This is a genomic window from Pseudomonas sp. MTM4 (assembly GCF_019355055.1).
Lineage (GTDB): Bacteria > Pseudomonadota > Gammaproteobacteria > Pseudomonadales > Pseudomonadaceae > Stutzerimonas.
Window position 1 is genome coordinate 109821 of record NZ_CP048411.1, and the last position, 24922, is coordinate 134742.

The window sequence follows — 24922 nt, forward strand, 5'->3', positions numbered from 1 at the left end:
CTTAGCAGGAAACCCTGTGACGCTCACCTGGGTCGATTGGGCGTTTATCGCCGTTGTGGTCATCTCCAGCCTGATCAGCTTGAAACGCGGCTTCGTTAAGGAAGCGCTTTCGCTGCTCACCTGGATCATTGCTGGCGTGGTTGCCTGGATGTTCGGTGGTGCGCTGTCCCATCATCTTGCCGAGTTCATCAGTACCCCTTCTTTTCAGGTCATCGCGGCATGCGCGATTCTGTTCATCGTGACGCTACTGGTCGGCGCGCTGGTTAATTTCCTCATTGGGGAGCTGGTTCGGGTAACCGGCTTGTCAGGCACGGATCGCTTTCTCGGAATGGTATTCGGTGCGGCTCGTGGCGGGCTATTGATCGTTGTGCTCGTTGGTCTGCTCAGCCTCGCGCCTGTACAACAGGATCCGTGGTGGCGTGAATCGACACTGCTGCCCCATTTTCTATTGGTTGCCGACTGGTCGAAAAACCTGATTCTCGGGTTTGGAAGCCAATGGGTAGCCGGCTCGCTCGATGCGTCCGGCTGAGACGAACATTTTCAACGGGTGTGTTGGGCCTTTAGGCCTGTGTCATGTCCGGGTCAGCCTGTATTAACTGAGAGGTTCCTTGCATGTGTGGCATTGTCGGCATCGTCGGTAAGTCGAACGTCAATCAGGCGTTATATGACGCACTTACCGTACTGCAACATCGTGGGCAGGATGCGGCCGGAATCGTGACCAGTGACGGCGGCAAGCTGTTTCTGCGCAAGGACAACGGGTTGGTCCGCGACGTCTTTCAGCAGCGTCACATGCAGCGTCTGGTCGGTAACATGGGAATCGGTCACGTACGTTATCCCACTGCGGGCAGCTCCAGCTCGGCGGAGGCACAGCCGTTCTATGTGAACTCCCCGTATGGCATTACGTTGGCGCACAACGGCAACCTGACCAACGTCGATCAGCTGACCAAGGAAATCTACGAATCCGACCTGCGCCACGTGAACACCAATTCCGATTCGGAAGTGCTGCTCAACGTGTTCGCCCACGAGCTGGCGGTGCGGGGCAAGCTGCAGCCCACCGAGGAGGACGTTTTCGCGGCCGTGGCCAAGGTCCATGAACGTTGTGTCGGCGGCTACGCGGTGGTGGCCATGGTGACGGGTTACGGCATCGTCGGTTTCCGCGATCCGAATGCCATTCGCCCGATCGTGTTCGGACAGCGACACACCGAGCATGGCGTCGAGTACATGATCGCCTCCGAAAGCGTCGCACTGGATGTGCTGGGCTTCTCGTTGATCCGAGATCTCGCTCCAGGCGAAGCGGTTTACATCACCTCGGACGGCAAACTGCATACCCGTCAATGCGCGCCGAATCCTCATTACGCGCCTTGTATCTTCGAGCACGTCTACCTGGCGCGTTCGGATTCGCTGATGGATGGCGTATCGGTATACAAGGCCCGCCTGCGGATGGGCGAAAAGCTGGCCGACAAGATTCTTCGTGAACGTCCGGATCACGATATCGACGTGGTCATTCCGATTCCTGACACCAGCCGTACCGCGGCGCTTGAGCTGGCTAACCGGCTGGGTGTGAAGTTTCGAGAAGGCTTCGTCAAGAACCGCTACATCGGCCGGACCTTCATCATGCCGGGTCAGGCGGCGCGCAAGAAATCGGTGCGGCAAAAGCTCAATGCCATCGATCTCGAATTCCGCGGCAAGAATGTCATGCTGGTGGACGACTCCATCGTTCGCGGCACCACTTGCAAGCAGATCATTCAAATGGCCCGCGAAGCCGGGGCGAAGAATGTCTATTTCTGCTCCGCCGCCCCGGCCGTTCGCTACCCGAACGTGTACGGCATCGATATGCCCAGCGCTCACGAGCTCATCGCACATAATCGCAGCACCGATGAAGTCGCAGAGCTGATCGGCGCCGACTGGCTGGTTTATCAGGATCTGGATGACCTGATCGATGCGGTCGGAGGTGGCAAGGTGAAGATCGAGAATTTCGATTGCGCGGTATTCGATGGCAAGTACGTGACCGGCGATATCGATGAGGTCTACCTGCACAAGATCGAGCAGGCACGTAACGACTTGAGCAAAAGCAAGAGCATCACGGGCAGCGCTATCATCGATCTACATAACAACTGATCGACAATTCGGCGGCTTGCCGCCTCCGTTCAGGGTGGACAACTTATGACAACTGACTGGGACGCAGGCCGACTGGACAGTGATCTGTCCGGGGTGGGCATGGATACACTGGCTGTTCGTGCGGGTCAGCACCGCTCGCCCGAAGGTGAGCATGGCGAGCCGCTGTTCTTCACATCCAGCTACGTGTTCCGGAGTGCCGCCGACGCCGCCGCACGTTTTGCCGGTGAAGTGCCGGGAAATGTCTATTCGCGCTATACCAACCCCACCGTGCGTGCGTTCGAAGAGCGTATCGCCGCGATGGAAGGTGCCGAGCAAGCCGTGGCGACCGCATCTGGGATGGCTGCGATCCTGGCAACGGTGATGAGCCTGTGCTCCGCCGGCGATCATGTGCTGGTTTCGCGCAGCGTCTTCGGTGCGACGGTTTCGTTGTTCGAGAAGTATCTGAAACGCTTCGGGCTTGAAGTCGACTACGTCCCGCTCACGGAAGTTGACGTTTGGGAGCCCGCTTTCAAACCCAATACCCGCCTGGTATTCGTCGAGTCACCTTCGAACCCGCTTGCCGAGCTGGTCGATATCGAGGCGTTGGCCGAACTCTGCCATGCCAAGGGCGCCATGCTGGCGGTGGATAACTGCTTTTGCACACCGGTGCTGCAGCAACCATTGGCGCTCGGTGCTGACATCGTTATTCATTCCGCCACCAAGTACATCGACGGCCAGGGGCGCTGTCTGGGCGGCGTGGTGGCCGGCCGAGCCGAGCAGATGAAAGAAGTGGTGGGCTTTCTGCGCACGGCGGGTCCGACGTTGAGCCCGTTCAATGCCTGGGTGTTTCTCAAGGGGCTGGAGACCCTGCGGCTGCGTATGCAGGCGCACTGCGCAAACGCGCAGGCGCTCGCTGAGTGGCTCGAGCAGCAACCGGGAGTCGAAAAAGTTTACTACGCTGGCCTGTCCAGCCACCCGCAGCACGAGCTGGCCAAGCGTCAACAGAAGGGCTTTGGGGCTGTGCTGAGCTTCGAGGTTGCGGGGGGCAAGGAGGCTGCGTGGCGCTTTATCGACGCGACCCGGCTCATCTCTATCACCGCCAATCTGGGCGACAGCAAGACCACCATCACTCATCCAGGGTCGACCACTCACGGTCGGCTTTCGCCGGAAGATCGTGCAACCGCTGGCATCCGTGACAGTCTGATCCGTGTGGCCGTGGGCCTGGAAGATGTGGCTGACTTGAAAGCCGATCTCGCCCGAGGGCTGGCTTCGCTGTGATGCTGAATTGGGGACGAAGGATCGTCCTCAATCCGGATTGCACGGTATCTCAGTTGTCCCCAGCGTCGAAGCTCACTACGAAACCGTCCAGGCGCTGTTCCTCGGAGAGCTGGTCGCGGACCCGACTTGCTTCCTGGCGCTGTTCCATTGGCCCGACGAATATGCGATGTGTCCGGCCTGTCGTTCTTATATAGGTATCGAACCCTTCAGCACCCAGCTTTCCCCGTAGCGCTTCGGCGCTGTCGCGGTTCTGCAGGCTGGCTACCTGGACGGCCCAGCCCGAGCGAATCGATGACTGTTCCCTTTGCGGAATAGGAGCGGAGACTGCAGGAGCTCGTTGTGTTGCCGGCGCTTTGGGAATCGCACGGCGCTGCTCCGGTTCGTTGGAGCGAAGATCGATAGCCGGTGCTGGCTGACCTTGGCCGTCAAACAGCCGCTCTGGCGTGGCAGGGAGGATGCTCGGGCTGTCCGAGCCGGTTTCGATGACCCGGATATCGCTGTATTTCTTACCGGACAGCGCTGCCAGCCCGGCGCGATCGCGAATAACGGTCGGGCGCAGAAACACCATCAGATTGCGCTTGATGTGAGTTTCCTGAGTAGAACGAAACAGCGCGCCTAGAAACGGGATATCTCCGAGGAGCGGGACCTTCGAGTCGGTGCGGGTAACGTCGTCCTGAATGAGGCCTCCCAGTACGATCACCTGGCCGTCTTCCGCAAGAATTGTGCTCTTGATCGAACGCTTGTTCGTCACCAAGTCGACCGCTTGCGCTGAAAGCGATGCCGATGGCGCGATCGTGGAAATCTCCTGTTCGATTTCCAGGCGCAGCGTGGCTCCGTCGTTGATGTGCGGCACCACCTTCAGTGTCACACCCACGTCCTGGCGTTCGATGGTGGTAAACGGATTGTTTGCGCCGGACGAGTCCGTTGTGTAACTGCCGGTCTGAAAGGGCACGTTCTGTCCCACGAGAATTTCGGCCTCCTGATTGTCCAGCGTCAGCAGACTGGGCGTCGACAGGAGGTTGCTCTTGCTGTTGGCAGACAACGCAGTGATCAATGCGCCGAAGCTGCGCGTGCCGACCCCAATAATCGCGCCATCAGGAAGGTTGCTTGGTATCTCGTCCTCGTTGATCGAATTGAGCACACTACCGATGGATATGCCGGTATTGCCGAAGCTGACGCCGCCGGCACCGCCCGTGCCTCCGCGCGCATCGACCGCCCACTGGACGCCGAGTGCGTCGGTGATATCGCCGGAAACTTCAACGATGGCAGCCTCGACCATAACCTGCGCACGTGGAATATCTAGCTGACGCACGATCGACTCCAGGGTGCCGATCAGTTCGGGTTCGGCGAGCATGACCAGGGCGTTGAGGCTTTCATCGGCGCGAATCAGGATGTTCTGCGAACGGCCGCCCTGAACCTCGCCATCCACTGGTGTTGCGAGACCTTCGGAAATATCGCCGAGGGTCTCGGCCAAGGACTTGGCATCGTTATGGCGCAGGCGGATGACGCGTGTATTGGCCGATCGGGTGCTTGGCGTGTCGAGTGTCCTCGCCAGATTGGCAAGTTTCTGCCGCGCCTGTTCCGGCCCGGTAAAGATCAGTCGATTGGTGCGTGAATCGGCAATGATTTGTGCGCCTGCGGTATCCCGGGCTTCGCCCCGTGCCAGCGTGTTGCGCAGCACCTCGGCAATGTCCACGGCCCAGCCATACTGCAGATTGACCACGCTGTGGTCGTCGGTTTGGGCGCGGTCGAGTTGACGGACCAGATCTTCGATGCGGGCGATGTTTGCACTGCGATCACTGATGATCAGTGCATTGGCCGAACCGACCGCGGCGAGATGGCCATATTGCGGGACCAGCGGGCGAATCAGTGGGATCAATTCGGTGGCAGAAGTGTGCTGGACCTGGATGACACGGGTTTCCAGCAGATCGCCGCCGGCCGGTCCTCCGCCTGCCTCCGATTTTGCTTCGGCGTTCGGCACGATTCGCGTGACTTCGCCCTGGGTGAGCACGCTGAATCCGTGAGTCGCCATGACCGACAGGAACAGCTGGTAGACCTCTGCTAGCGAGAGCGTCGTCGATGACACGACACTGACCTGTCCCTTGACCCGTGGGTCGACGATGAAGGTCTGCCCCGTCAGTTGGCTGATCTGATCGACGAAGGCGCGAATGTCGGCATCCTTGAGGTTGATCGTCCAGCCGTCCTGTTGGGTTTCGCTCGGCTCGATTCCGGGGTCGACCGCCAGCAAGGGCAGGGGAGCGGCGAGTACGCCAACGGCGATCAATGCAATCAACGGGCGAGAGGAAAAAGGCAGCATCAGTCAGTCGTCTTCCGTGGGCTGTTCATCGGTGGGCATGGTTTCTGGTGGGCTGGTGGCCCCTTCCATCTGTTGGCGGAGCGCTTCCATTTGCTGTTGCAGCATTTCCGCTTGCGGGTCGACGTACTCCGTCTCCGCAGGGTCGCTGTAGTCCGGCAGGTTGTCGGGTACCGCCGTAGCGGAGCGAACGCTCGGGAAATACAGACTTTCGACGCGGCCGCCTCTCAGTATTTCGACTCTGTCAGGGTGAACGCTGTGCAGGCTGACATCTGGTTCCAGTTCCTCTTCGACCCGATATAGCTGTGGTGGAAAGCCGCTCAGCTGGATTATTGCCGTGGAACGGGCCGGATCGGCGTGTACGAAGCTGCCTAGCAAGGTCAGATCGGAATTTGATGTCCCGGCTGTGTAGCCCTGGCTGGACGATACGGGGGTGCCGAATAGGCTTTCCATGCGTTGAAGATCCGGCGCGACGCCCGCTGGCTGGCTGCTCTGCGCAGCAGCCGCCGAGGGCGCCTGGGTAAGTTGCAGCCATTCCCTGATCTGACCAGCCAGATAGAGACTGAAGAGCACGACGATAGCCGCGCTGATGATCAGCGGCGCGTGTTGGCGAACGTTCTGCAGGGTGGCGGTGGAAGCCAAGCCAGGCACTCCGTGAAACTGAATAAGGGTGAACGCTGTTTGGGTAGAGGTTGGTGGGTACCGTCGATGTCCGGCATGCCTGGAGTCTAGACCAGACCATGACAACTGAAGCACCTAAAATAGCCAGTGCAAATGACTGTTTTTCAGGCAAAAGGTGCCCGGCAACGTGCGATTCCTGGCAGTGATTGCAAATGGCCGGATTTTTTCTGAAAAAAACGCTGCGCACAGTTGACTTGGTTCGGGTGGATGCGTAAATTGCGCGCCTCGCAAGGCGATCAACCGGTTGGTTACTCGGTTGGCCACTGCTTAACAGCAAGCCTTACGATTCGGACGAAAGTCCGGCCGACGCGCAGCGGTAGTTCAGTCGGTTAGAATACCGGCCTGTCACGCCGGGGGTCGCGGGTTCGAGTCCCGTCCGCTGCGCCATATTTACTTCCAGGCCCTAGCCGCCGGGAAGTCTCGCAAAAAGCGACCTTCGGGTCGCTTTTTTCGTTTCTGCCTCGCCGTTATTTAGCGCATCCATTCGAGAGTGTCCTGGCTGATTTTCGCTGGCTCCTTGAGCACGCCGCTCTGCCGTGCGGATAAGCGATTGTTTACCGCGCTCAGCTTTCTTAGTTACGCATCCGCGCTCTGCATATCGGGACGTCGCCTGATCGCACCGTGCAGCGATGGTACTTACCTCTGTCCTCTTGCTCTGCACTGTCATGGCGCGTTCTGCTCGGTCTAGCGACGTGGTTGCCGAGCGATCGAGCGCACCCTTGCGGTTTCTTGCTGTCAGTAATGCGTGACGACATCCATCTGCCATGGGCACGCGGCTAACTGACGAGGGGCCTTGAATGTTCGGTTTGGAAGCTCTCGAGCTTGCGCGGATCCAATTCGCTTTCACCATTTCCTTTCACATCATCTTTCCGGCGATCACGATCGGGCTGGCCAGTTTTCTCGCCGTGCTGGAAGGGCTATGGCTCAAGACCAAACGTGGTGTATATCGCGACCTCTACCACTTCTGGCTGAAGATATTCGCCGTCAACTTCGGCATGGGCGTGGTCTCCGGTATCGTCATGGCCTACCAGTTCGGCACCAACTGGAGCGCGTTCTCGGAGTTCGCCGGCAGCGTGACCGGGCCATTGCTGGCCTATGAGGTTTTGACCGCGTTTTTCCTTGAGGCCGGGTTCCTCGGCGTCATGCTATTTGGCTGGAACCGCGTCGGACCGGGGCTGCACTTCTTTTCCACGATCATGGTGGCGGTCGGCACGCTGATCTCGACCTTCTGGATCCTGGCCTCTAACAGCTGGATGCATACGCCCCAGGGCCACGAGATCATCAATGGCATTGTGGTGCCGGTGGACTGGTTCGCCATCGTCTTCAACCCGTCGTTTCCGTATCGGCTGACACACATGGCGATCGCGGCGTTTCTTGCCACGGCGTTCATGGTCGGTGCTTCGGCGGCCTGGCACCTGCTGCGTGGACGAGACAATCCGGCGGTTCGCAAGATGTTTTCCATGGCCATGTGGATGGCGCTGATCGTTGCCCCGATTCAGGCTGTGGTCGGCGATTTTCATGGTCTGAATACGCTCGAGCATCAACCCGCAAAAATCGCTGCGATGGAAGGACACTGGGATAACTCCTCTGGCGAGCCAACCCCTCTACTGCTGTTTGGCTGGCCGGACATGGAGCGTGAAGAGACGCGCTTCAAGGTCGAAATTCCGTACCTCGGCAGCCTGATTCTCAAGCACAGCCTGACCGAGCCCATTCCGGCCCTCAAAGATTTCCCTCCAGAAGACCGGCCCAACTCGACGATCGTGTTTTGGACGTTCCGGATAATGGTCGCGCTGGGTTTTCTGATGATCCTCACCGGCGTATGGAGTCTTTTGCTGCGGCGCAGCGGCAAGTTGTATGAATCGCGTGCGTTTCTGCGGCTGGCATTGTGGATGGGACCTTCGGGACTCATCGCAATCCTCGCCGGTTGGTTCACGACGGAAATTGGCCGTCAGCCGTGGGTTATTTACGGTGTGATGCGCACCGCCGATGCAGTCTCGAATCATGGTGCCGAACAGCTGGGCCTGACGCTGGCGCTGTTCGTGCTCATCTACTTCGCAGTGTTCGGCATCGGTTTCGTCTACGTGCTGCGGTTGATTGCGAAAGGGCCGGTCATCAACGAAGGCAGCGAGAAGGGCGCAGGTGGGCCCGGTGAAAAAAGAACGCCGATGCGGCCGATTTCGGCCGCCGACGAGGCGATTCCCCATGAGCACGGCGATCAACTGGGCGAGAGGAACTGAATATGGGTGTCGATCTTTCGCTGATCTGGGCTGTGATCATCATTTTCGGGATCATGATGTACGTCGTAATGGACGGCTTCGACCTGGGTATCGGAATTCTTTTCCCGTTCCTTGCCGACAGTTCCGAACGTGACGTGGCGATGAACACCGTGGCGCCGATCTGGGATGGCAACGAGACCTGGCTGGTGCTGGGCGGTGCCGGACTGTTCGCCGCTTTCCCGCTGGCTTACTCAGTCGTGCTGTCCGCTCTGTATCTGCCGATCATTTTCATGCTGATGGGGCTGATTTTTCGCGGTGTCGCCTTCGAGTTTCGTTTCAAGGCGAGCGCTACGCGCCAACATATCTGGGACAAAGCTTTCATTGGTGGCTCGCTCGCCGCGACCTTCTTCCAAGGCGTCGCATTGGGCGCCTTCATCCACGGCTTTCCGGTGGCCGATCGGGCCTATGTCGGTGGCCCGCTGGATTGGTTGACGCCGTTCTCGGTGTTCTGCGGGCTGGCCTTGATCGTCGCTTATGCCTTGTTGGGTTGCACCTGGTTGATCATGAAAACCGCCGGTGATCTGCAGCGGCGCATGCACGATATAGGTGTGCCGCTGGTCTGGGCGCTGCTGGCGGTGACCGGCGTCGTGAGCCTGTGGACACCGCTGACGCATCCGGACATCGCCGAGCGCTGGTTCAGCATGCCGAACCTGTTTCTCTTCATGCCGGTGCCAATCCTGGTACTGCTGTGCACATACGGCCTGCTGCGGTCGATCGCACGCTACGCTCATTACTCACCGTTCCTGTTCACATTGGCGCTGATCTTCCTTGGCTACAGCGGCCTGGGCATCAGCCTCTGGCCGAACATCATTCCGCCGTCGGTAAGCATTTGGGAAGCTGCCGCGCCGCCGCAGAGCCAGGGTTTTACGCTGGTTGGGGCGCTGTTGATCATTCCGCTGATCCTGATGTACACGGCTTGGAGTTACTACGTGTTCAGGGGAAAGGTCAGTGCTGAAGATGGCTATCACTGAGTTGGTCGCGTCATGAAGGATCCTATGCAAAAGGAGCGTGAAAGCAGCGCATCAGAGGCCAAGCCGTTATGGAAGCGCATGACCTGGCTCGTGCTGATCTGGTCCACAAGCGTATTGGTGCTTGGAGTAGTCGCCTGGTTGCTGCGTCAGTTCATGACGGCCGCCGGCCTGACGACTCCATGAACGTCGCGCGAAGTGCGGTGCTGTGCTGTGCTATGCGGCGTTTAGGCGCGTTGTGGTGGCGGTGAGCTTGGGCTATTCAGATATTCCAACATCGGTGCGCAGCGGTTCATGTTTTGGTCATGTACTCGCGTTAGCGTGCTGGTACGGATTTGTCGATTAGAGACCCAATACGAGGAGCGCTCCTATGGATGACTACCAGGACGAAATACTCGAATGGCACGCCGCCGAGCAGGATGGTCCCGAGCCGGCCGAAGACGCTTTCGAGCTTTAGTTGATCAGTCGGCACGCCGCTGCTGGCGCCGGTATTCGCCAGGCGTTTGCCCGCTCCAGCGCTTGAATGCGCGCTGAAACGCCTCCGCCGAGGAAAAGCCCAGAAGCCAGGCGATCTCGCCGAACGCCAATTCGGTGTCGCGAATATAGGTCATGGCCAGGTCGCGGCGCGTATCGTTGAGAATAGCTCGATAGCTGGTGCCTTCTTCTTCCAGCTTTCGACGCAGCGTCCAGGATGGCAGCTGCAGTCGGCTGGCAATCTGCTGCAGGTCCGGCTCGCCGCCTTTGAGCATCGGCCCCAGAAGTTGCGTGACCCGCTCGCGCAGGCTGCGTGTACGGGTTCGCTGTTCCAGTTCCGCTTCGCAAAGTTCCAGTAGCTGGCGCCAAGTACCCGGGCAGTGCTCCGGGTTGCGCAGCGCCAGTGTGGCTTTATCCAGCCGGAGCTGATTGTGCTCGGCAGCGAACTCAACGGGTTTCGTAAAGATCGGCTCGTAACGCGCGGCATAGTCGGGGCGTTCGAACTCGATATGAATCGCGACGGGCGTTATCGCGTTCGCGGCGACCGTGGCCAGTTGCGTGATCCAGCTGGCCAATACCGTATCCACGACGAACTGGTTGTAGCTGTTGTAGGGGCTGATCGAGTAGAACCGCAACCAGGCCCCTTCGGCGTCTTCATGAAAGGCCGACGCGCCACGGTAGTTGGATGCGTACAGCGGCTCGTAGCGAATAAGGGTGCGTGCCGCTTCGCGGACTGTTGGCGCCTGGGCGGAGGTTATGCCGACCAGACCCAGATGACCGGCCTTGCGCAGTCGCCCCATTTCCAGGCCCAGGCTCGGGTCGCCGGTAAGCTGGATGGCCGCGTGGCCGAGGCGCATATAACGCGGAATGGACAGCCGCGCGTGTGGCTCGGACAGGCGCGCCAGATCCAGACCGTAAGCATCCAGCAGCGGCTGCGGATCGATCTGTTTTTCCTGCAGGGCACTGCTCAGGCTGTGTACGAAGCCAACCGAGAGGTCACCGAGGCGCACCCGTTGGCGATTCACGAGCGCTCCGGCAGCCACAGATTGTTCAGTTGCACGGGCGCGTTGTAATGCTGCGGTGCGGGTCGACGGGGCGAGCCGACCAGATTCCAGGGCAGCCCGAACGTGCGTACTTCCATGCGGGGCAGCGACGTTTGTGGCAAGGGAGCGGTTGCGCAACTGGCGTGCGGATTATCGCGCATGCCGGGGAGGGCGAGCAGTTCAGCATCGGCAGGTGGCTGGCGGATATAGCCGTCGCAGCCGATCAGCACAGCCAGGCGCCCGGCCGGCGTGGGCAGCGTAGACGATGGCAGGTCAGGTGCCTGGCTGTAGCGGCGTTCATAGCGGCTTAAGGCCATTTTGTATTGCAGCGGACCAATGGGCTGGCCGTCTGCGGCGAAGCTGAGACTGACTTGCCGCAACGGACCATCGCCGATCCGTAGACTGCCATCCTCAAGGCGCGGCTCGGGCAGCACTATGGAGCCGGCGACCAGCGTGACGCCGTAGTCGCGCGCGAGATTGCCGAAGATGAGTTGATAGTCATCGGCCATTTGCTGCCCCTTGATCTTCAGCACGGCCTCGGTGCGGTGGTGGCCGCCCTCGTTAGCAAAAAGTGCGCGCACGTAGTCCCAAGGATTGCTCAACGCCATCCACTGCATGGCATCGCGTAGCGTACGTGCCTGTTGTACTTCGGGCTTTTCGCCCAGGGCGAAAAGGCCGGTGCCGACGTGCTCCGGCAGCACGACGATCGTGCGCGGGTTCAGCAGGCCGGCGTCACGCGCCTGATCTAGGTAGGTGGTGAACTTCAGCTGCAACCGCTCCCTGCTTTGATAATCAGCGGGCATCAGCCGCGTTTCGATCCCGAGCAGATTACCGGCGGACCCCGGTTGGCCCTGGCTATTGATCGGCAGCGTGCGCAGATCGGACAGCAATGGGCCGCTGCGCCGGTCACCGGTCCAGTCCAGATAGATGATGAGTGCGGCAAGGGCGAGGGCGGTCAGACCGAGCAATTTGCTGTAGGTACGCATGGAAGGCGCTGCTGAAGGCATATGCGGAAAGACTAGGTATATCGTTCACGATTGCCAAGTGTTTTGCGCGCCAGGGTCAGGCAGTTGTGAGTTTCGATCATTGAGCGCTTCGTGGCGCCTGTTTATCTTCGCTCCATAGCGACCACGACCCCATGAGGCGTGGCGATTTTACCGTTGACTACAGCGCACCACTCTCGCGCCGCTTGATCGAGGAACGACCATGACCGCTTTCCCGCACCTGCTTGCCCCGTTGGATCTGGGCTTCACCACGCTGCGCAACCGTACGCTGATGGGTTCGATGCACACCGGTCTCGAGGAAATGCCAAACGGCTTCGAGCGCATGGCAGCCTTTTTTGCTGAACGTGCGCGTGGTGGTGTCGGCCTGATCGTCACCGGCGGCGTAGGCCCTAACGAAGAAGGTTCGGTGCGCGCAGGGGCGGCCAAGCTGTCGACCGCCGCCGAAGCAGAAGAACACAAGGTCGTCACCCAGGCCGTTCACGAGGCGGGCGGCAAGATCTGCATGCAGATCCTGCATGCCGGTCGTTACGCCTACAGTCCGCAGCTGGTCGCGCCCAGCGCCATCCAGGCGCCGATCAACCCCTTCACGCCGCGCGAGCTGGACGAAGAGGGAATCGAAAAGCAAATCCGTGACTTCGTCAATTGCGCGAGCCTGGCCCAGCAGGCCGGCTACGATGGCGTGGAGATCATGGGTTCGGAAGGCTACTTCATCAATCAGTTCTTGGTGGCCCATACCAACCATCGTACGGACCGCTGGGGCGGCAGTTACGAAAACCGCATGCGTCTGCCGGTGGAAATCGTGCGGCGGGTGAGGGAGGCGGTAGGGCCTGAATTCATCATCATCTATCGCCTGTCCATGCTCGATCTGATGGAAGGCGGCAGCGCCTGGGAAGAAGTCGTGACGTTGGCCAAAGCCATCGAGCGGGCCGGCGCGACACTGATCAACACCGGCATCGGTTGGCACGAAGCGCGCATTCCCACCATCGCCACCAAAGTGCCGCGTGCAGCGTTCACTAAGGTAACGGCGAAGTTGCGCGGCGAGGTGAGCATTCCGCTGGTGACCACCAACCGCATCAATACCCCCGAGGTTGCTGAACAGGTGCTGGCCGAGGGCGACGCCGACATGGTTTCGATGGCGCGCCCGTTCCTGGCCGATCCGGATTTCGTCAACAAGGCGGCCGCCGATCGCAGCGATACCATCAACACCTGTATCGGTTGCAACCAAGCCTGTCTCGACCATACGTTCAGCGGCAAATTGACCACCTGTCTGGTCAACCCGCGGGCCTGCTACGAGACCGAGTTGAACTACATTCCCACCGCAGCGGTGAACAAGATCGCCGTGGTCGGCGCGGGTCCGGCCGGTCTGGCGGCGGCCACCGTCGCCGCCGAGCGTGGCCATCAGGTAGCCCTGTTCGATTCGGGTAGCGAAATCGGCGGCCAGTTCAACGTGGCCAAACGCGTCCCGGGCAAGGAAGAGTTCTACGAAACCCTGCGTTATTTCGACAGCAAACTGAAAAGCACCGGTGTCGACGTCCGCCTGAATACCCGCATCGGTGCGGCCGATCTGCTGGCCGGCGGTTACGACGAGATCATCCTCGCCACCGGCATCGCGCCACGTACGCCAGAGATTCCGGGCATCGAGCATCCGATGGTGATCGGTTACCTCGATGCGATCCTGCAGCGCAAGCCGGTGGGGCAGCGCGTTGCCGTCATCGGCGCTGGCGGTATTGGCTTTGACGTTTCGGAGTTCATCACCCATCAGGGGCAGTCGACCAGCCTGGATCGCGAGGCGTTCTGGAAAGAGTGGGGGATCGACCTTGGGCTCGAAGCGCGCGGCGGCGTCGCCGGCATCCAGCCGGTACCGCACGCACCGGCGCGTCAGGTCTATTTGCTGCAGCGCAAGAAATCCAAGGTCGGAAATGGGCTGGGCAAGACCACCGGTTGGATTCATCGCACCGGCTTGAAGAACAAGCAGGTGCAGATGATCAGTTCTGTGGAATATCTCAAGGTCGACGACCAGGGCCTGCATATCAGCGTCGCCGGAGGCGAACTGCAAATCCTGCCGGTGGATACTGTGATCGTGTGCGCCGGGCAGGATCCACTGCGTGAGCTGCAGGCCGAGCTCGAGGCGGCGGGCGCCAAGGTGCATCTCATCGGCGGAGCTGACGTCGCCGCCGAGCTGGATGCCAAACGCGCGATCAACCAGGGCTCGCGCCTCGCTGCGGAAATCTGAGTTACCCGACCCCGCTTCGAGCGGGGCCGCTTTATTCATAGGAGCCTCGTATGCACACCGCACTTTCGTTGCAACCGGCCGCTGCCGCTACGCTGCAGCGCTGGCATCAGATGATCGAAGCCGCCGATCTCAGCCGCCTGCCAGAGTTGCTACATTCGCACGCCGTGTTTCGCTCGCCGATGGCCTACAAGCCCTATGAGAGTGCGGCAGCGGTCAGTCTGATCCTCAATACCGTAGTGAAGGTCTTCGAGGATTTCGCTTATCACCGCGAGTTGGCCAGTGCGGACGGCTTGAGCGTCGTGCTGGAATTCAGCGCGCGTGTCGGCGATCGACAGCTCAAGGGCATCGACATGATTCGCTTCGACGGGTCCGGCCTGATCACTGATTTCGAAGTCATGGTGCGCCCAATGAGCGGCCTGGCGGCCCTTGGTGAAGAAATGGGCCGGCGTCTGGCGCCTCAGCTTGCGGCGATGAAGTCCTGACCGGCTTCTCCAACTCAGTCACAGTTTTTCTCCTGCGCAACTCAGGAGTTGTGGGCACCGGACTCGCTGCCAACCCAATCACATCGCCCGTTTCGATTTTTCTCCTACACTTGCGCCCGACAATAGAGAAGCGGCGTTATGCGACCGCCTCATGGAAACATTCGCTAGCTGATCAAGCCATTGAGGGTGCGAGCATGCAGATCAAACCGCAGACGGTCGAAGCCGTACTGTTCTTCAATGATGGCGGCGTCTGTAAGGAAATGCTCTACCCGGAATTCGAGGCCATGCTCGATGGCGTGGTGAGCATGCCGGAGTTCGCCGATCAGCAGATGCGTGTCGCCTACGTCTTGATCAATACCCGGTTGCAGATCCGTGCGGCGGTGTTCTTTTACCTGGATTTCAACGAAGACGGCTCGGCGGACAGCGGCTGGAACATTCCACTGCGCAATCTGGCCGAGCGCACCGGACGTGGGCCTGACCTAGGCGCGGGCCCCATTCGCCTGGCATGCCGCAGCCAATGTCCGGTGTCCTGGTATCAGATGCATCTCTGGGACCCGGAACTGACCCAGAGCCGGAATCACCTCGTCATGCTGCGTGACCGAATCAGGCGCAACCAGCTCGGCCTGCTGGTCGAAGAAGAAATACCTCAGGTGGTACCGGCCGAACGCCTACAGATGGTCGCCGAGGACGCCTGGTATGCGGCTGATTCTGCCAAGCAAGCGGCCACCGAGCGAGCCGAAAAGCGCGAGCAGGAGCAGCGCGTTAAGGCGGCGCAGCTGATCAAGCAGCAGCGTCTGCGCATCGCCAATCTCGAGCAGCAGCGCGAGGCCGATATCACCCGACTACGCGATTTGGCTGCACAGCAGCAGGCCAGGCTACTGGAAGAGGCTGCCCAGTTACGCCAGGAGCTCTTGGACAAGGAGCAGCTCGTCGAACAGCTTCGCTCGCAGCTCGCCGAGCAGGCGGAGGGTTTCCAAAAAAACCGTGAAGAAATGAGCCAGCAGCTGCGTGCGCTGGAGCACAACAGCCGCGCCGAAGCGCAAGCCTCGCAGGCGCAGTTCAATGAGGAGTTGAGGCGGCAGATCGCAGCAGCGGTCGCCGAATACAAAGAGCAAGTGTCCATCCGTGATGTGGAGCTGGCCTACCGCAACGAACTGGACTCCCAGCTGCAGCAGGAGATCGAGCAACTCCAAAAGCAGCGTGATGCACTCATCGAGCAAAGCGGTGAGCAAGTGCTCAAGCGTCTTTCAGGAATCGGCGTGACGTTCATGGCTTATCACCCCGGTGCGGGCCACCTGACCATTCCGCTGCATGACATGGCGCGCTATCAGCAAAACCCTCTCGCCTATGCCGCAGCCAAATGTGCCGTTTCCGAAGAGCAGTACGGCCAGTGGGTACAGCATTATCAACAGCCGACCTGCGTCGCTACCTTGTCCAGTGGAGAGCGCTGCAATATGCCGCTGGACAAAGTGGAAGCCCCTAGCCGTTTTTTCATTGGCGAGTCCAACTGCTGTGCCAGACATAGAGCTCAGGACCGGCTGCGCACGGGTAGCTGACGATTTGCCGGCATTCCCATCATCATTTCCAGAGTTACGGCCCGCGCCATTGCAGCTCATCGTCTTGCCTTGGCTGCGACAAGCGCAGGTGCAGGTTGCCGTGTTGCGCCTGGATCTGGTCGATCCCGAGCTGTCTGGAAACAAGTGGTTCAAGCTCGCTCACCATTTGCAGGCCGCGCAGGCGACCGGTGCACCAGGACTCATCAGCCTTGGTGGCTCCCATTCGAATCATCTACATGCGCTGGCGGCGGCTGCCAAACGCAGCGGGTTGGCCAGTGTCGGCCTGCTGCGCGGGCAACCACAGCGGACGGCGACCATCGACGATCTGCAGAGTTTCGGTATGCAACTGCATTGGCTGGGCTACGGCGGCTACCGTGAGCGGCACCAGCCGGGATTCTTCGATGCCTGGTGCGAACGTTATCCCGGCTTTTACTGCGTGCCGGAAGGCGGTGGCGGCCTCGCTGGCGCGCGGGGTTGCGCGCCGCTGGTGACACGTGTACAGGAGCAACTGGCCGCGATTGGCTGGGACGATCACGACGGCTGGTGGCTGGCCGTTGGAACCGGTACGACCCTGGCAGGGCTGGTGATCGGCGAAGCCGATCAGAACGAGCGCCGCGTCTACGGTGCGCTGGCAGGGCCGCCGTCTCATGGTGTTGCGCAAGAAGTCGGCAGGCTGCTCGGCGAGGCTGAAGTCTCCAGCTCAAACTATCAGCTGATCGATGCGAGTCGCGGCGGTTTCGGTCGGTTCGACGAGGCGCTTGCGCGCTTCATGGTGGAAACCGAGCGTGCCACCGGGTTGCCGTTGGAACCGGTCTATACGGCTAAGGCGATGATGGCATTGCGCCTTTATATTGAGCGCGGCTATTTTACGCCCGGCACGCGGCTCATCTTCGTGCATACCGGTGGCTTGCAGGGCCGGCGAGCTGCGCAGGCGCAGTTGGACGAGCTGCTGCGCTGACTTTCCCGTCTTCTGGAACCATGGATGAACAAGCCGCTGCGTCCCGATCAGTTAGGTAGTCTGATTCCGCTCAACGCGCTCTCGCCTCGTCGACTTCAGACGCTTCGCGCGCAGTTGATTCCGCGACTGCTGCTCGCCGATGAGCTGTTGTTCGATGACGAGACAGGCGCCGGTTCCTGCTACTTCCTGCTCACCGGCGCCTTGTCCATGCATGGGCCGGACGGCAAGCAATGGCGGATGGCCGCTGGCTCGCCGGAAAGCTGCCACGCATTCGGCCCCGGACCCCGGCTGAGCCAGGTGCGGGCGCTGGAAGATTGCAGTGTATTGACGGTCGATGGCGCCCAGCTGGATCGTTTGCTGTCTTGGCATCAGACCCATGCCGATCTGCTCCTGGAGCTGTCCACGGCTGGCGAACTGACTGACTGGCTCGAAGCGCTGCTGGACAATCCGCTGTTCGCCAAGGTGCCGCCGGAAAACGTGCGAAAGATGCTTGGCAGGCTCGAGTCGATCAAGCTACCTGCCGGTTACGTACTGCTGCGTGAAGGTGATGCCGGCGACTGCTGTTACTTCCTCAAGAGCGGTCGAGCCGAGGTCATATCCGGCATTGGCGGTGTAGAGCAGGTCGTGGCGGAACTGGATGTCGGCGCCTGCTTCGGCGAAGAAGCTTTGCTCACCGAATGCCCTCGCAACGCCACCGTGACGCTGCTCGAGAATGCTCAGGTGCTGCGCCTGGCGCGGCGGGATTTCATCGCCCTGTTGAGGGCGCCGGTGGTAGCCGAGCTTGACCTTGCCGAGGCGAACGAACTGATCGCGAAGGGTGCTCAATGGCTGGATGTCCGGCTGCTGGAGGAATACCAGCGCGGCCATGCGCTGCAGGCACTGCATATGCCGCTGCATCTGTTGCGTCTCAAGACACGCCTGCTGGCTCAGGATCGGATCTATCTGTGCTACTGCGAAAGCGGCAAGCGCAGCGCCAGCGCGGTCTTTCTGCTGACCCAACTGGGTTTCACCGCTTATCCGCTGTCTGACGGCCTCGATGGGCTGTCCGCCGAGCAACACGCGACCTTGATCTGTGAGCAGGGCAGCGGCTATCTAGCTCGTTCCGGCGGTCGCACTGAACGCAGCGGCTAAGCTGAAATCACTGGCGAACGATCAAGACACTGTGGCGATAGCCCAGCCTGCAAGGCCGCCCACCAGCACGACCAGCCAGGGCGGTAGCTTCCAGACCATCAAGGCGACCAGCGCGACCAGCGCCAGAGCGAAGTCGACGGCGCTGAATATGGCGCTGGTCCAGACCGGATCATAAAGCGCCGCCAGTAGCAGGCCGACCACCGCGGCGTTCACTCCACCCAGCGCTGCCTGTACACGAAGGTTGGCGCGTAGCCTGTCCCAGAACGGCATGACGCCGAACACCAGCAGAAATGAAGGGGTGAATATCGCCACAAGGCATACGGCTGCGTTTATCAGGCCGGCGCTGCCAGTACCGATGGACCCGCCGAGAAATGCCGAAAAAGTGAACAGCGGCCCCGGCACCGCCTGGGCGGCGCCGTAGCCGGCAAGGAATATGTCGTTGCTGACCCAGCCATTGGGTACGACTTCGGCCTGCAACAACGGAAGCACCACGTGCCCCCCACCGAAGACCAGCGCGCCGGCGCGGTAGAAGGTGTCGAACAATGCCAACAACTGACTGCTGGAAGCGGCGGCCAGCGGGGGTAAGGCCATCAGCAGCGCGAAGAACGACAACAGGAAGAGGCCGGCAACCGAGCGACCCTGACGGCCCTGATGAGGTGCGAGAGAACCCTTCGATGTAGGGCGAAACAGCATCAGCCCGGCCAGACCTGCCAGCACGATAACGCCAAGCTGCGCCCAGGCATTATGCAGAGCCAATACCGCGCACGCGGCGAGCAGCGCGATGGTGATACGCGTTCGATCGGTGCACAGGTTGCAGGCCATGCCCCAAACCGCCTGGGCCACCACAGCAACCGCAACGATCTTCAGGCCATGCAGAAGCCCATCCGGAACGGCTTCGCCCCAACTGCTGATGCCGAACGCGAAGAGCATCAGCGCGATCGCCGACGGCAAGGTGAACCCGGCCCAGGCGGCCAGCGAGCCGCGATAACCACCGCGTAGCAAACCGATGGCAATGCCGACCTGGCTGCTCGCCGGCCCTGGCAGGAATTGGCAGAGCGCTACCAGATCGGCATATCCCGCCTCATCCAGCCAGCGGCGGCGGTTGACGAACTCTTCGCGGAAATAGCCGAGATGAGCCACCGGACCACCAAAAGAGGTCAGCCCCAGACGCAGAAACACCAGAAAGATGGTCCAGGCGCTTGAATGCTGCAGAGGGATTGAATCGGGTTGAACTGAGGACATCGATAGGCCGTTCTGTTACTGAGGGGCAGTCTGATGGGCGCTGCAGTGTGTCGCATGTGGGTGACGATTTGATGAAGAGTGCATCACCCAGGCCAGCTATCGGATACCACGAAAAGGCGTTCGCGCTCGACCCAGTGCCCATCTGCGTCGGGCTCCATTCGAGCCAGCAGGCGTGCCTGGCTGCGATTGGCATCGACAATCCATTGCTGAACGTCTTCGGCTTGCCAGAGTTGGCTGTCTTCCAATTGCGCCGGGGCCAGCCAGGTTTGACGGGGCAGCGGTTGCCAGTGCGCATCGCTATCGGTGACAGCCGAATGCAGCCAGTCGCGCAGCCGCAACCATGACCCGCCGAGATGCATCGGGTTGGCTCCAGCGGGCGGTTCACACCCGTCCTGCCAGGGTTGGAACAGGTAGCCACCGAGCCACAAGGCGCTTTTGATCTGGCGGCAAGTCAGCTCGGTCAGCAGTGCCTGTGCCTGTTGGCTGGACGAGAGTCGCAGCTGGTGCTCGCAGAGGCGCTGCAACTTGATATCCAACCGATCATGGCTGCCGGGACCCAGCCAGTGGTCGTGTCGGCGGCGATCGCCGGACTGCAGGCCCAGGTAGAATTTCACCGCGAGTTCAAGGTGATGCACGCCTTCTGCATCGCGCAGGATCAGATCCAGCTCGCCCAACGTCTGGCCGCCCTGGCGGATCGGCAGATTCGCCACCAGCAGTTCGACATCCGGCGCCTGAGCCAGTGCGAATTGCCAGAGGCGTTCGTAATACAGGCCCAGCCGGCGAATGCTGTGCTGTGCCAGCCACGCTTGGAGTACCGCCGGCTGTCTGTCGAGCAATAGCAACCAGTCGCTCAGCGCAGCGGGGTCATTGCTCCAGCGACTGGCCGAAAGCGGGTGGCGCTGGGGTGATGGGGCATCGATCAAAAGCGGCGGCGAGAGCACTACCCAGGCGAGATCCCGCACCTGTGGGTGCCGCAAGTTAGACATTACTTCGTCAAGACAAGGGAGGGTCATGCAGCAAGCATAGCCGGGATGGTTTGCTGCGCCTCTGGCCTTTCGCCCATAATCCTCGCGCCGCACCGCAACGGGGTCCGCTAACGCGGTGTTGAACTCAAACGCGCCCGCGCGACACCAATCTAGAGCCTGTTAGGCTCTGCCCGGCCCGCTACCGCTCGATGCGTGCCGGCCTGTTACCCGCCACGCTATCAGGGAGCTTCAATGGACCAGTTCCGCAACATCGGCATCATCGGCCGCCTGGGCAGTTCCCAGGTGCTGGACACCATTCGCCGACTGAAGAAATTCCTCGTGGAGCGCCACCTGCACGTCATTCTCGAAGAAAACATCGCCGAGGTGTTGCCGGGGCATGGCATGCAGACCTCGTCGCGGCAACGGCTGGGCGACTCTTGTGATCTGGTGATTGTCGTCGGCGGTGACGGCAGCTTGCTTGGCGCGGCGCGAGCGCTGGCCAAGCATCGTGTCCCGGTGCTTGGAATCAACCGTGGCAGCCTTGGCTTCCTCACCGATATTCGCCCCGACGAGCTGGAAGAGAAGGTTGCTGAAGTGCTGCGTGGGCAATACACCCTGGAAAATCGCTTCCTGCTCGAAGCTCAGGTCAGGCGCTTCGAGGAGTCCATCGGAGAAGGCGACGCGCTCAACGACGTGGTGCTGCATCCAGGCAAGTCGACCCGAATGATCGAGTTCGAGCTGTACATCGACGGCCAGTTCGTCTGCAGCCAGAAGGCCGATGGCCTGATCATCGCCACGCCCACCGGCTCCACGGCCTACTCGCTGTCTGCTGGTGGGCCGATCATGCACCCTCGGCTGGATGCAATCGTCGTCGTGCCAATGTATCCACATACCCTGTCTAGCCGGCCGATCGTGGTGGATGGCAACAGCGAGCTGAAGATCGTGGTATCGCCGAACATGCAGATCTATCCGCAGGTCTCCTGTGACGGCCAGAACCATTTCACTTGCGCGCCGGGCGATACCGTCACGGTGCGCAAGAAGCCGCAGAAGCTGCACCTGATCCATCCGCTGGACCACAATTATTACGAGGTCTGCCGCACCAAGCTTGGCTGGGGCAGCCGCCTCGGTGGAGGGGAATAGTGATCGTCGATCCGGAGCGCAGCTACGACCTCATCGGGGACGTACATGGTTGCGCTCGTACCCTGGAGCGGCTGCTTGATCAGCTCGGCTATCGCCGGCATGGCGATGTGTGGCGGCATCCGCGCCGACAAGTGATCTTTCTCGGCGACATCATCGACCGCGGCCCACGCATTCGTGAGGCGTTGCATTTGGTGCATGCGATGGTCGAGGCGGAACAGGCCTACTGCATCATGGGCAACCACGAATTCAACGCACTGGGCTGGTACACCCCGGCACCGCCGGAAAGCGGCAAGACCTTCGTTCGCGAACATACCCCGCGCTACGAGACGCTGCTGCAGGAGACCTTCCAGCAGTTCGAACACTATCCGGATGAATGGCGGGCGTTTCGCGAGTGGTTCATGGAGCTGCCGTTATTTCTTCAGAGCGAGCGTTTCCGCGTGGTTCACGCCTGCTGGGATAACGCCGTCATCGATCAGCTTCGCCAGCGTTTGAGCCACGGCTGTGTCGATCCAGAATTCTTGCGCGATGCCGCGTTCAGTGACGGATTCGCGGCCAAGGCACTGGACCGTCTACTGCGGGGCACCGACATGCCGCTGCCCCAGGGCCTGACGCTGACCAGCGCCGAGGGATTCACTCGCAGCTTCTTCCGCACCAAGTTCTGGGAAGAGAACCCCAGGACCTACGGCGATATCGTGTTCCAGCCCGACGGTCTGCCGGAAAAGGCGGCGTGCCTGCCGCTTAGCGAAAGCCAGAAGAGCCGCTTGTTCCTGTACGGGCCCGACGATCCGCTGCTGTTCGTCGGGCATTACTGGCGTAGCGGCGAGCCCGCGCCCATACGCCATAACCTGGCTTGCCTGGATTACAGTGCGGTGAAATACGGCAAGCTGGTCGCCTACCGGCTCGACCAGGAAACCCGACTCGACCCGGCGAAATTCGTCTGGGTGAATGTGGAGCGCTAGATGGTGGTTGTCGAGGCGTTGCGCCTGCCGTTATCCGAAGACTTGAGTGGTTTCGTCGCGCTGTTGCGGCGCCTGCAGGTGCCTTGTCGCGTCTCCGAAGAGTCGGGTGAGCAGGTACTGCGCGTGCCGGCGGAAACCGCCGAGCAAGTTCGTGAACTCTATCAGCGTTACCCGCAAGGCGACGGCGCGGTCGTCGCCGAGCAACCGCCACGCCGCGGTGGGGGATTCGTCGCCAGCCTGCGCCGCAGTCCGCTGACCGCCGCGGTGTTGCTGCTGACGCTGATCGCGGCGGCGATCACCATGCTCGGCGAAAATTTCGAGACCATTCGCTGGTTCAGCTTCAGCGATTTCCGCATCGACGGCGAATACGCCTATTTCGCGACGCTCGAACAGACCCTCGCAGAAGGGCAGTGGTGGCGGCTGGTGACGCCGATCTTCGTGCACTTCGGCTTCCTGCATCTGGCGATGAATTCCATGTGGTACTGGGAGCTGGGGCGGCGCATCGAATATCGCCAGGGCGCGCTGATGCTGTTCGGGTTCACGCTGCTGTTCGGCGTCGTGTCCAACCTGGCGCAATACCTGTTCGGCGGGCCGAGCATCTTTGGCGGGTTGTCCGGCGTCTTGTACGGGCTGCTCGGCCACTGCTGGCTGTTCCAGAAGCTGTCGCCGGACGAAGCCTACCGACTGCCGCCCGGTGTGGTGGTGCTGATGCTGATCTGGCTGGTGGTATGCCTGACCGGGGTGATCGAAGTGGTGAGCTTCGGTGCATTGGCGATCGCTAACGCGGCCCACGTCGGCGGGCTGGTCGCTGGGTGCCTGACCGGTATCCTTGGTGGGCTGCTGGCGCGCCGCAGGGCCGCGGGCCAAGGCAACTGAAAGGCTGATCGTTTTTCCCTAAAGCAGCGGCGCTCGGTAGAATGCGCGCTTGTTTCCCCGGGAGCCGGCCATGTCGTCCTTTATCGAAGCCATCGAAAACATCACCCCCGAAATCTACGAAAACCTGAAAACTGCCGTCGAGCTGGGCAAGTGGAGCGACGGTCGCAAGCTGACGCCCGAGCAGAAGGAAACCTGCCTCGGCGCGATGATCGCCTGGGAAATCCAGAACCTGCCGGAAGAAGAGCGCACCGGTTATATGGGCGGTGATGAATGCGCCTCCAAGAGCAAGAGCAAGGCGCCGATCGACACCAGTCTGTTCGCACCTGCTTCCGGGACCCGTCACTGATGTTGGAGCTAGGACGCGGCGCCCTGAGCAAGATGTCAATTCAGCTGGGTGCCCAAGCGCAATATTCCTTCCGTCTGAACGACGAACTGGTGCCCGTCAATCCGCTGATCGGCAAGACCCTGCGGCTGGAGTACCTCGGCGCCATCAATTGCACGCATTGCGGACGCAAGACCAACAAGAGTTTCAGCCAGGGCTATTGCTATCCCTGCTTCAAGAAGCTCCCGCAGTGCGACATCTGCATCATGAGTCCGGAAAAATGCCACCACGATTTCGGCACTTGCCGCGATCCGCAGTGGGGCATGGACTTCTGCATGACCGACCACGTGGTCTATCTGGCCAACTCGTCAGGTATCAAAGTGGGCATCACTCGCGCCACGCAGTTGCCGACCCGTTGGCTCGACCAGGGCGCGAGCCAGGCGCTGCCGATCATGCGTGTCGCTACTCGCCAGCAGTCGGGCATGGTCGAAGACCTGTTGCGCAGCCAGGTGGCTGATCGCACCAATTGGCGCGCGCTGCTCAAGGGGGATGCCGAGCCCATCGACCTGATCGAGATTCGCGAGCAAATATTCGATGCCTGCGCCGAAGGCCTGCGGGGCCTGCAGCAGCGCTATGGGTTACAGGCAATCCAGCCAGTGGCGGACGCCGAGGTATTGGAGATCCGTTACCCGGTCGATGCCTACCCGACCAAGATCGTCAGTCTAGACTTGGAAAAGACGCCCGTTGTTGAAGGCACCCTGCGCGGCATCAAGGGTCAATACCTGATCCTGGACACCGGCGTGATCAACATCCGCAAGTTCACCGCTTATCAAATAGCCGCAAGCTGCACGCCGTAAACTTCAAGCTTGACCCGCGAAGGCTTGATTCCGGGCGTCGGAGGCAGTCACGGCACATTTACCTGC

22 protein-coding genes and 1 tRNA gene are annotated in these 24922 nt (G+C 60.8%); 17 read left to right on the plus strand and 6 right to left on the minus strand.

All coding sequences use genetic code 11. The features are described from left to right. Positions 1 to 16 precede the first annotated feature (16 nt). The 3 genes from GYM54_RS00590 (at position 17) to GYM54_RS00600 (ending at position 3375) form a co-directional block, all read left to right on the plus strand. Positions 17 to 529, plus strand: coding sequence for a CvpA family protein (locus GYM54_RS00590; protein WP_181102296.1), 513 nt, complete (start codon positions 17 to 19; stop codon positions 527 to 529). A gap of 83 nt (positions 530 to 612) precedes the next feature. Then, complete coding sequence (gene purF, locus GYM54_RS00595) at positions 613 to 2118, plus strand: amidophosphoribosyltransferase (RefSeq protein ID WP_181102294.1); 1506 nt, start codon at positions 613 to 615, stop codon at positions 2116 to 2118. A gap of 45 nt (positions 2119 to 2163) precedes the next feature. Next, positions 2164 to 3375, plus strand: a complete 1212-nt coding sequence (locus GYM54_RS00600; RefSeq protein WP_131648441.1) for an O-succinylhomoserine sulfhydrylase — start codon at positions 2164 to 2166, stop codon at positions 3373 to 3375. 49 nt (positions 3376 to 3424) lie between these two features. Here the strand turns inward: GYM54_RS00600 and gspD are convergent, their stop codons facing one another. Further along, positions 3425 to 5692: a type II secretion system secretin GspD gene (gene gspD, locus GYM54_RS00605; RefSeq protein ID WP_131648442.1), complete on the minus strand. Its 2268-nt coding sequence runs from the start codon at positions 5690 to 5692 to the stop codon at positions 3425 to 3427. 3 nt (positions 5693 to 5695) lie between these two features. Beyond that, the gene (locus tag GYM54_RS00610; protein WP_231752128.1) at positions 5696 to 6331 is read right to left on the minus strand and encodes a type II secretion system protein N; all 636 of its coding nucleotides are present in this window, start codon (positions 6329 to 6331) and stop codon (positions 5696 to 5698) included. A 349-nt stretch (positions 6332 to 6680) separates the two neighbouring features. Here GYM54_RS00610 and GYM54_RS00615 point away from each other — a divergent pair. The 4 genes from GYM54_RS00615 (at position 6681) to GYM54_RS00630 (ending at position 9800) form a co-directional block, all read left to right on the plus strand. Then, positions 6681 to 6757 (plus strand) — tRNA-Asp (locus GYM54_RS00615). Between the two features lie 410 nt (positions 6758 to 7167). Next, positions 7168 to 8607: a cytochrome ubiquinol oxidase subunit I gene (locus GYM54_RS00620; RefSeq protein WP_131648443.1), complete on the plus strand. Its 1440-nt coding sequence runs from the start codon at positions 7168 to 7170 to the stop codon at positions 8605 to 8607. A 2-nt stretch (positions 8608 to 8609) separates the two neighbouring features. Next, the gene (gene cydB / locus GYM54_RS00625) at positions 8610 to 9617 is read left to right on the plus strand and encodes a cytochrome d ubiquinol oxidase subunit II (protein ID WP_181102292.1); all 1008 of its coding nucleotides are present in this window, start codon (positions 8610 to 8612) and stop codon (positions 9615 to 9617) included. Between the two features lie 24 nt (positions 9618 to 9641). After that, entirely contained in the window at positions 9642 to 9800 is a 159-nt protein-coding gene (locus tag GYM54_RS00630) for a DUF2474 domain-containing protein (RefSeq protein WP_181102290.1), read from the plus strand. A gap of 275 nt (positions 9801 to 10075) precedes the next feature. On the opposite strand, the gene GYM54_RS00635 is transcribed toward GYM54_RS00630, so the two are convergent. Beyond that, positions 10076 to 11113 (minus strand): AraC family transcriptional regulator, encoded by a 1038-nt coding sequence (locus GYM54_RS00635; RefSeq protein ID WP_181102288.1) that lies wholly within the window; start codon positions 11111 to 11113, stop codon positions 10076 to 10078. Beyond that, positions 11110 to 12117: a carbon-nitrogen hydrolase gene (locus tag GYM54_RS00640; protein WP_181102286.1), complete on the minus strand. Its 1008-nt coding sequence runs from the start codon at positions 12115 to 12117 to the stop codon at positions 11110 to 11112. Before GYM54_RS00640 ends, GYM54_RS00635 begins: the two co-directional genes overlap by 4 nt. Positions 12118 to 12337: 220 nt before the next feature. Between GYM54_RS00640 and GYM54_RS00645 the strand changes: the two genes are divergently transcribed. The 5 genes from GYM54_RS00645 (at position 12338) to GYM54_RS00665 (ending at position 18495) form a co-directional block, all read left to right on the plus strand. Next, positions 12338 to 14368 carry an NADPH-dependent 2,4-dienoyl-CoA reductase gene (locus tag GYM54_RS00645; RefSeq protein WP_197444587.1) on the plus strand — a complete coding sequence of 677 codons (2031 nt, stop codon included), beginning with the start codon at positions 12338 to 12340 and terminating at the stop codon, positions 14366 to 14368. A 50-nt stretch (positions 14369 to 14418) separates the two neighbouring features. Next, positions 14419 to 14850: a nuclear transport factor 2 family protein gene (locus tag GYM54_RS00650; protein ID WP_197444588.1), complete on the plus strand. Its 432-nt coding sequence runs from the start codon at positions 14419 to 14421 to the stop codon at positions 14848 to 14850. A gap of 194 nt (positions 14851 to 15044) precedes the next feature. Beyond that, a complete protein-coding gene (locus tag GYM54_RS00655; protein WP_131648449.1) occupies positions 15045 to 16406 on the plus strand; it encodes a chromosome partitioning protein ParA in 1362 nt (453 codons plus the stop codon). 49 nt (positions 16407 to 16455) lie between these two features. After that, a complete protein-coding gene (locus tag GYM54_RS00660) occupies positions 16456 to 17364 on the plus strand; it encodes a 1-aminocyclopropane-1-carboxylate deaminase/D-cysteine desulfhydrase (RefSeq protein WP_231752129.1) in 909 nt (302 codons plus the stop codon). A gap of 24 nt (positions 17365 to 17388) precedes the next feature. Then, on the plus strand, positions 17389 to 18495 hold the full coding sequence (locus GYM54_RS00665) for a cyclic nucleotide-binding domain-containing protein (protein ID WP_181102276.1): 1107 nt from the start codon (positions 17389 to 17391) through the stop codon (positions 18493 to 18495). 21 nt (positions 18496 to 18516) lie between these two features. On the opposite strand, the gene chrA is transcribed toward GYM54_RS00665, so the two are convergent. Further along, a complete protein-coding gene (gene chrA / locus GYM54_RS00670) occupies positions 18517 to 19737 on the minus strand; it encodes a chromate efflux transporter (RefSeq protein ID WP_181102274.1) in 1221 nt (406 codons plus the stop codon). An 83-nt stretch (positions 19738 to 19820) separates the two neighbouring features. Continuing rightward, positions 19821 to 20750 (minus strand): DUF1853 family protein, encoded by a 930-nt coding sequence (locus GYM54_RS00675; RefSeq protein WP_181102272.1) that lies wholly within the window; start codon positions 20748 to 20750, stop codon positions 19821 to 19823. Positions 20751 to 20954: 204 nt separating this feature from the next. Here GYM54_RS00675 and GYM54_RS00680 point away from each other — a divergent pair, with 204 nt between their 5' ends. The 5 genes from GYM54_RS00680 (at position 20955) to GYM54_RS00700 (ending at position 24856) form a co-directional block, all read left to right on the plus strand. Then, on the plus strand, positions 20955 to 21842 hold the full coding sequence (locus tag GYM54_RS00680) for an NAD(+) kinase (protein ID WP_131648454.1): 888 nt from the start codon (positions 20955 to 20957) through the stop codon (positions 21840 to 21842). Next, positions 21842 to 22801, plus strand: a complete 960-nt coding sequence (locus GYM54_RS00685) for a metallophosphoesterase (RefSeq protein ID WP_131648455.1) — start codon at positions 21842 to 21844, stop codon at positions 22799 to 22801. Before GYM54_RS00680 ends, GYM54_RS00685 begins: the two co-directional genes overlap by 1 nt. Next, positions 22802 to 23677, plus strand: a complete 876-nt coding sequence (locus GYM54_RS00690) for a rhomboid family intramembrane serine protease (protein ID WP_197444590.1) — start codon at positions 22802 to 22804, stop codon at positions 23675 to 23677. Positions 23678 to 23747: 70 nt separating this feature from the next. Next, on the plus strand, positions 23748 to 24023 hold the full coding sequence (locus GYM54_RS00695) for a YeaC family protein (RefSeq protein ID WP_181102268.1): 276 nt from the start codon (positions 23748 to 23750) through the stop codon (positions 24021 to 24023). Then, positions 24023 to 24856 (plus strand): DUF2797 domain-containing protein, encoded by an 834-nt coding sequence (locus GYM54_RS00700; RefSeq protein ID WP_131648458.1) that lies wholly within the window; start codon positions 24023 to 24025, stop codon positions 24854 to 24856. The genes GYM54_RS00695 and GYM54_RS00700 overlap by 1 nt, the downstream gene beginning before the upstream one ends. Positions 24857 to 24922 lie beyond the last annotated feature (66 nt).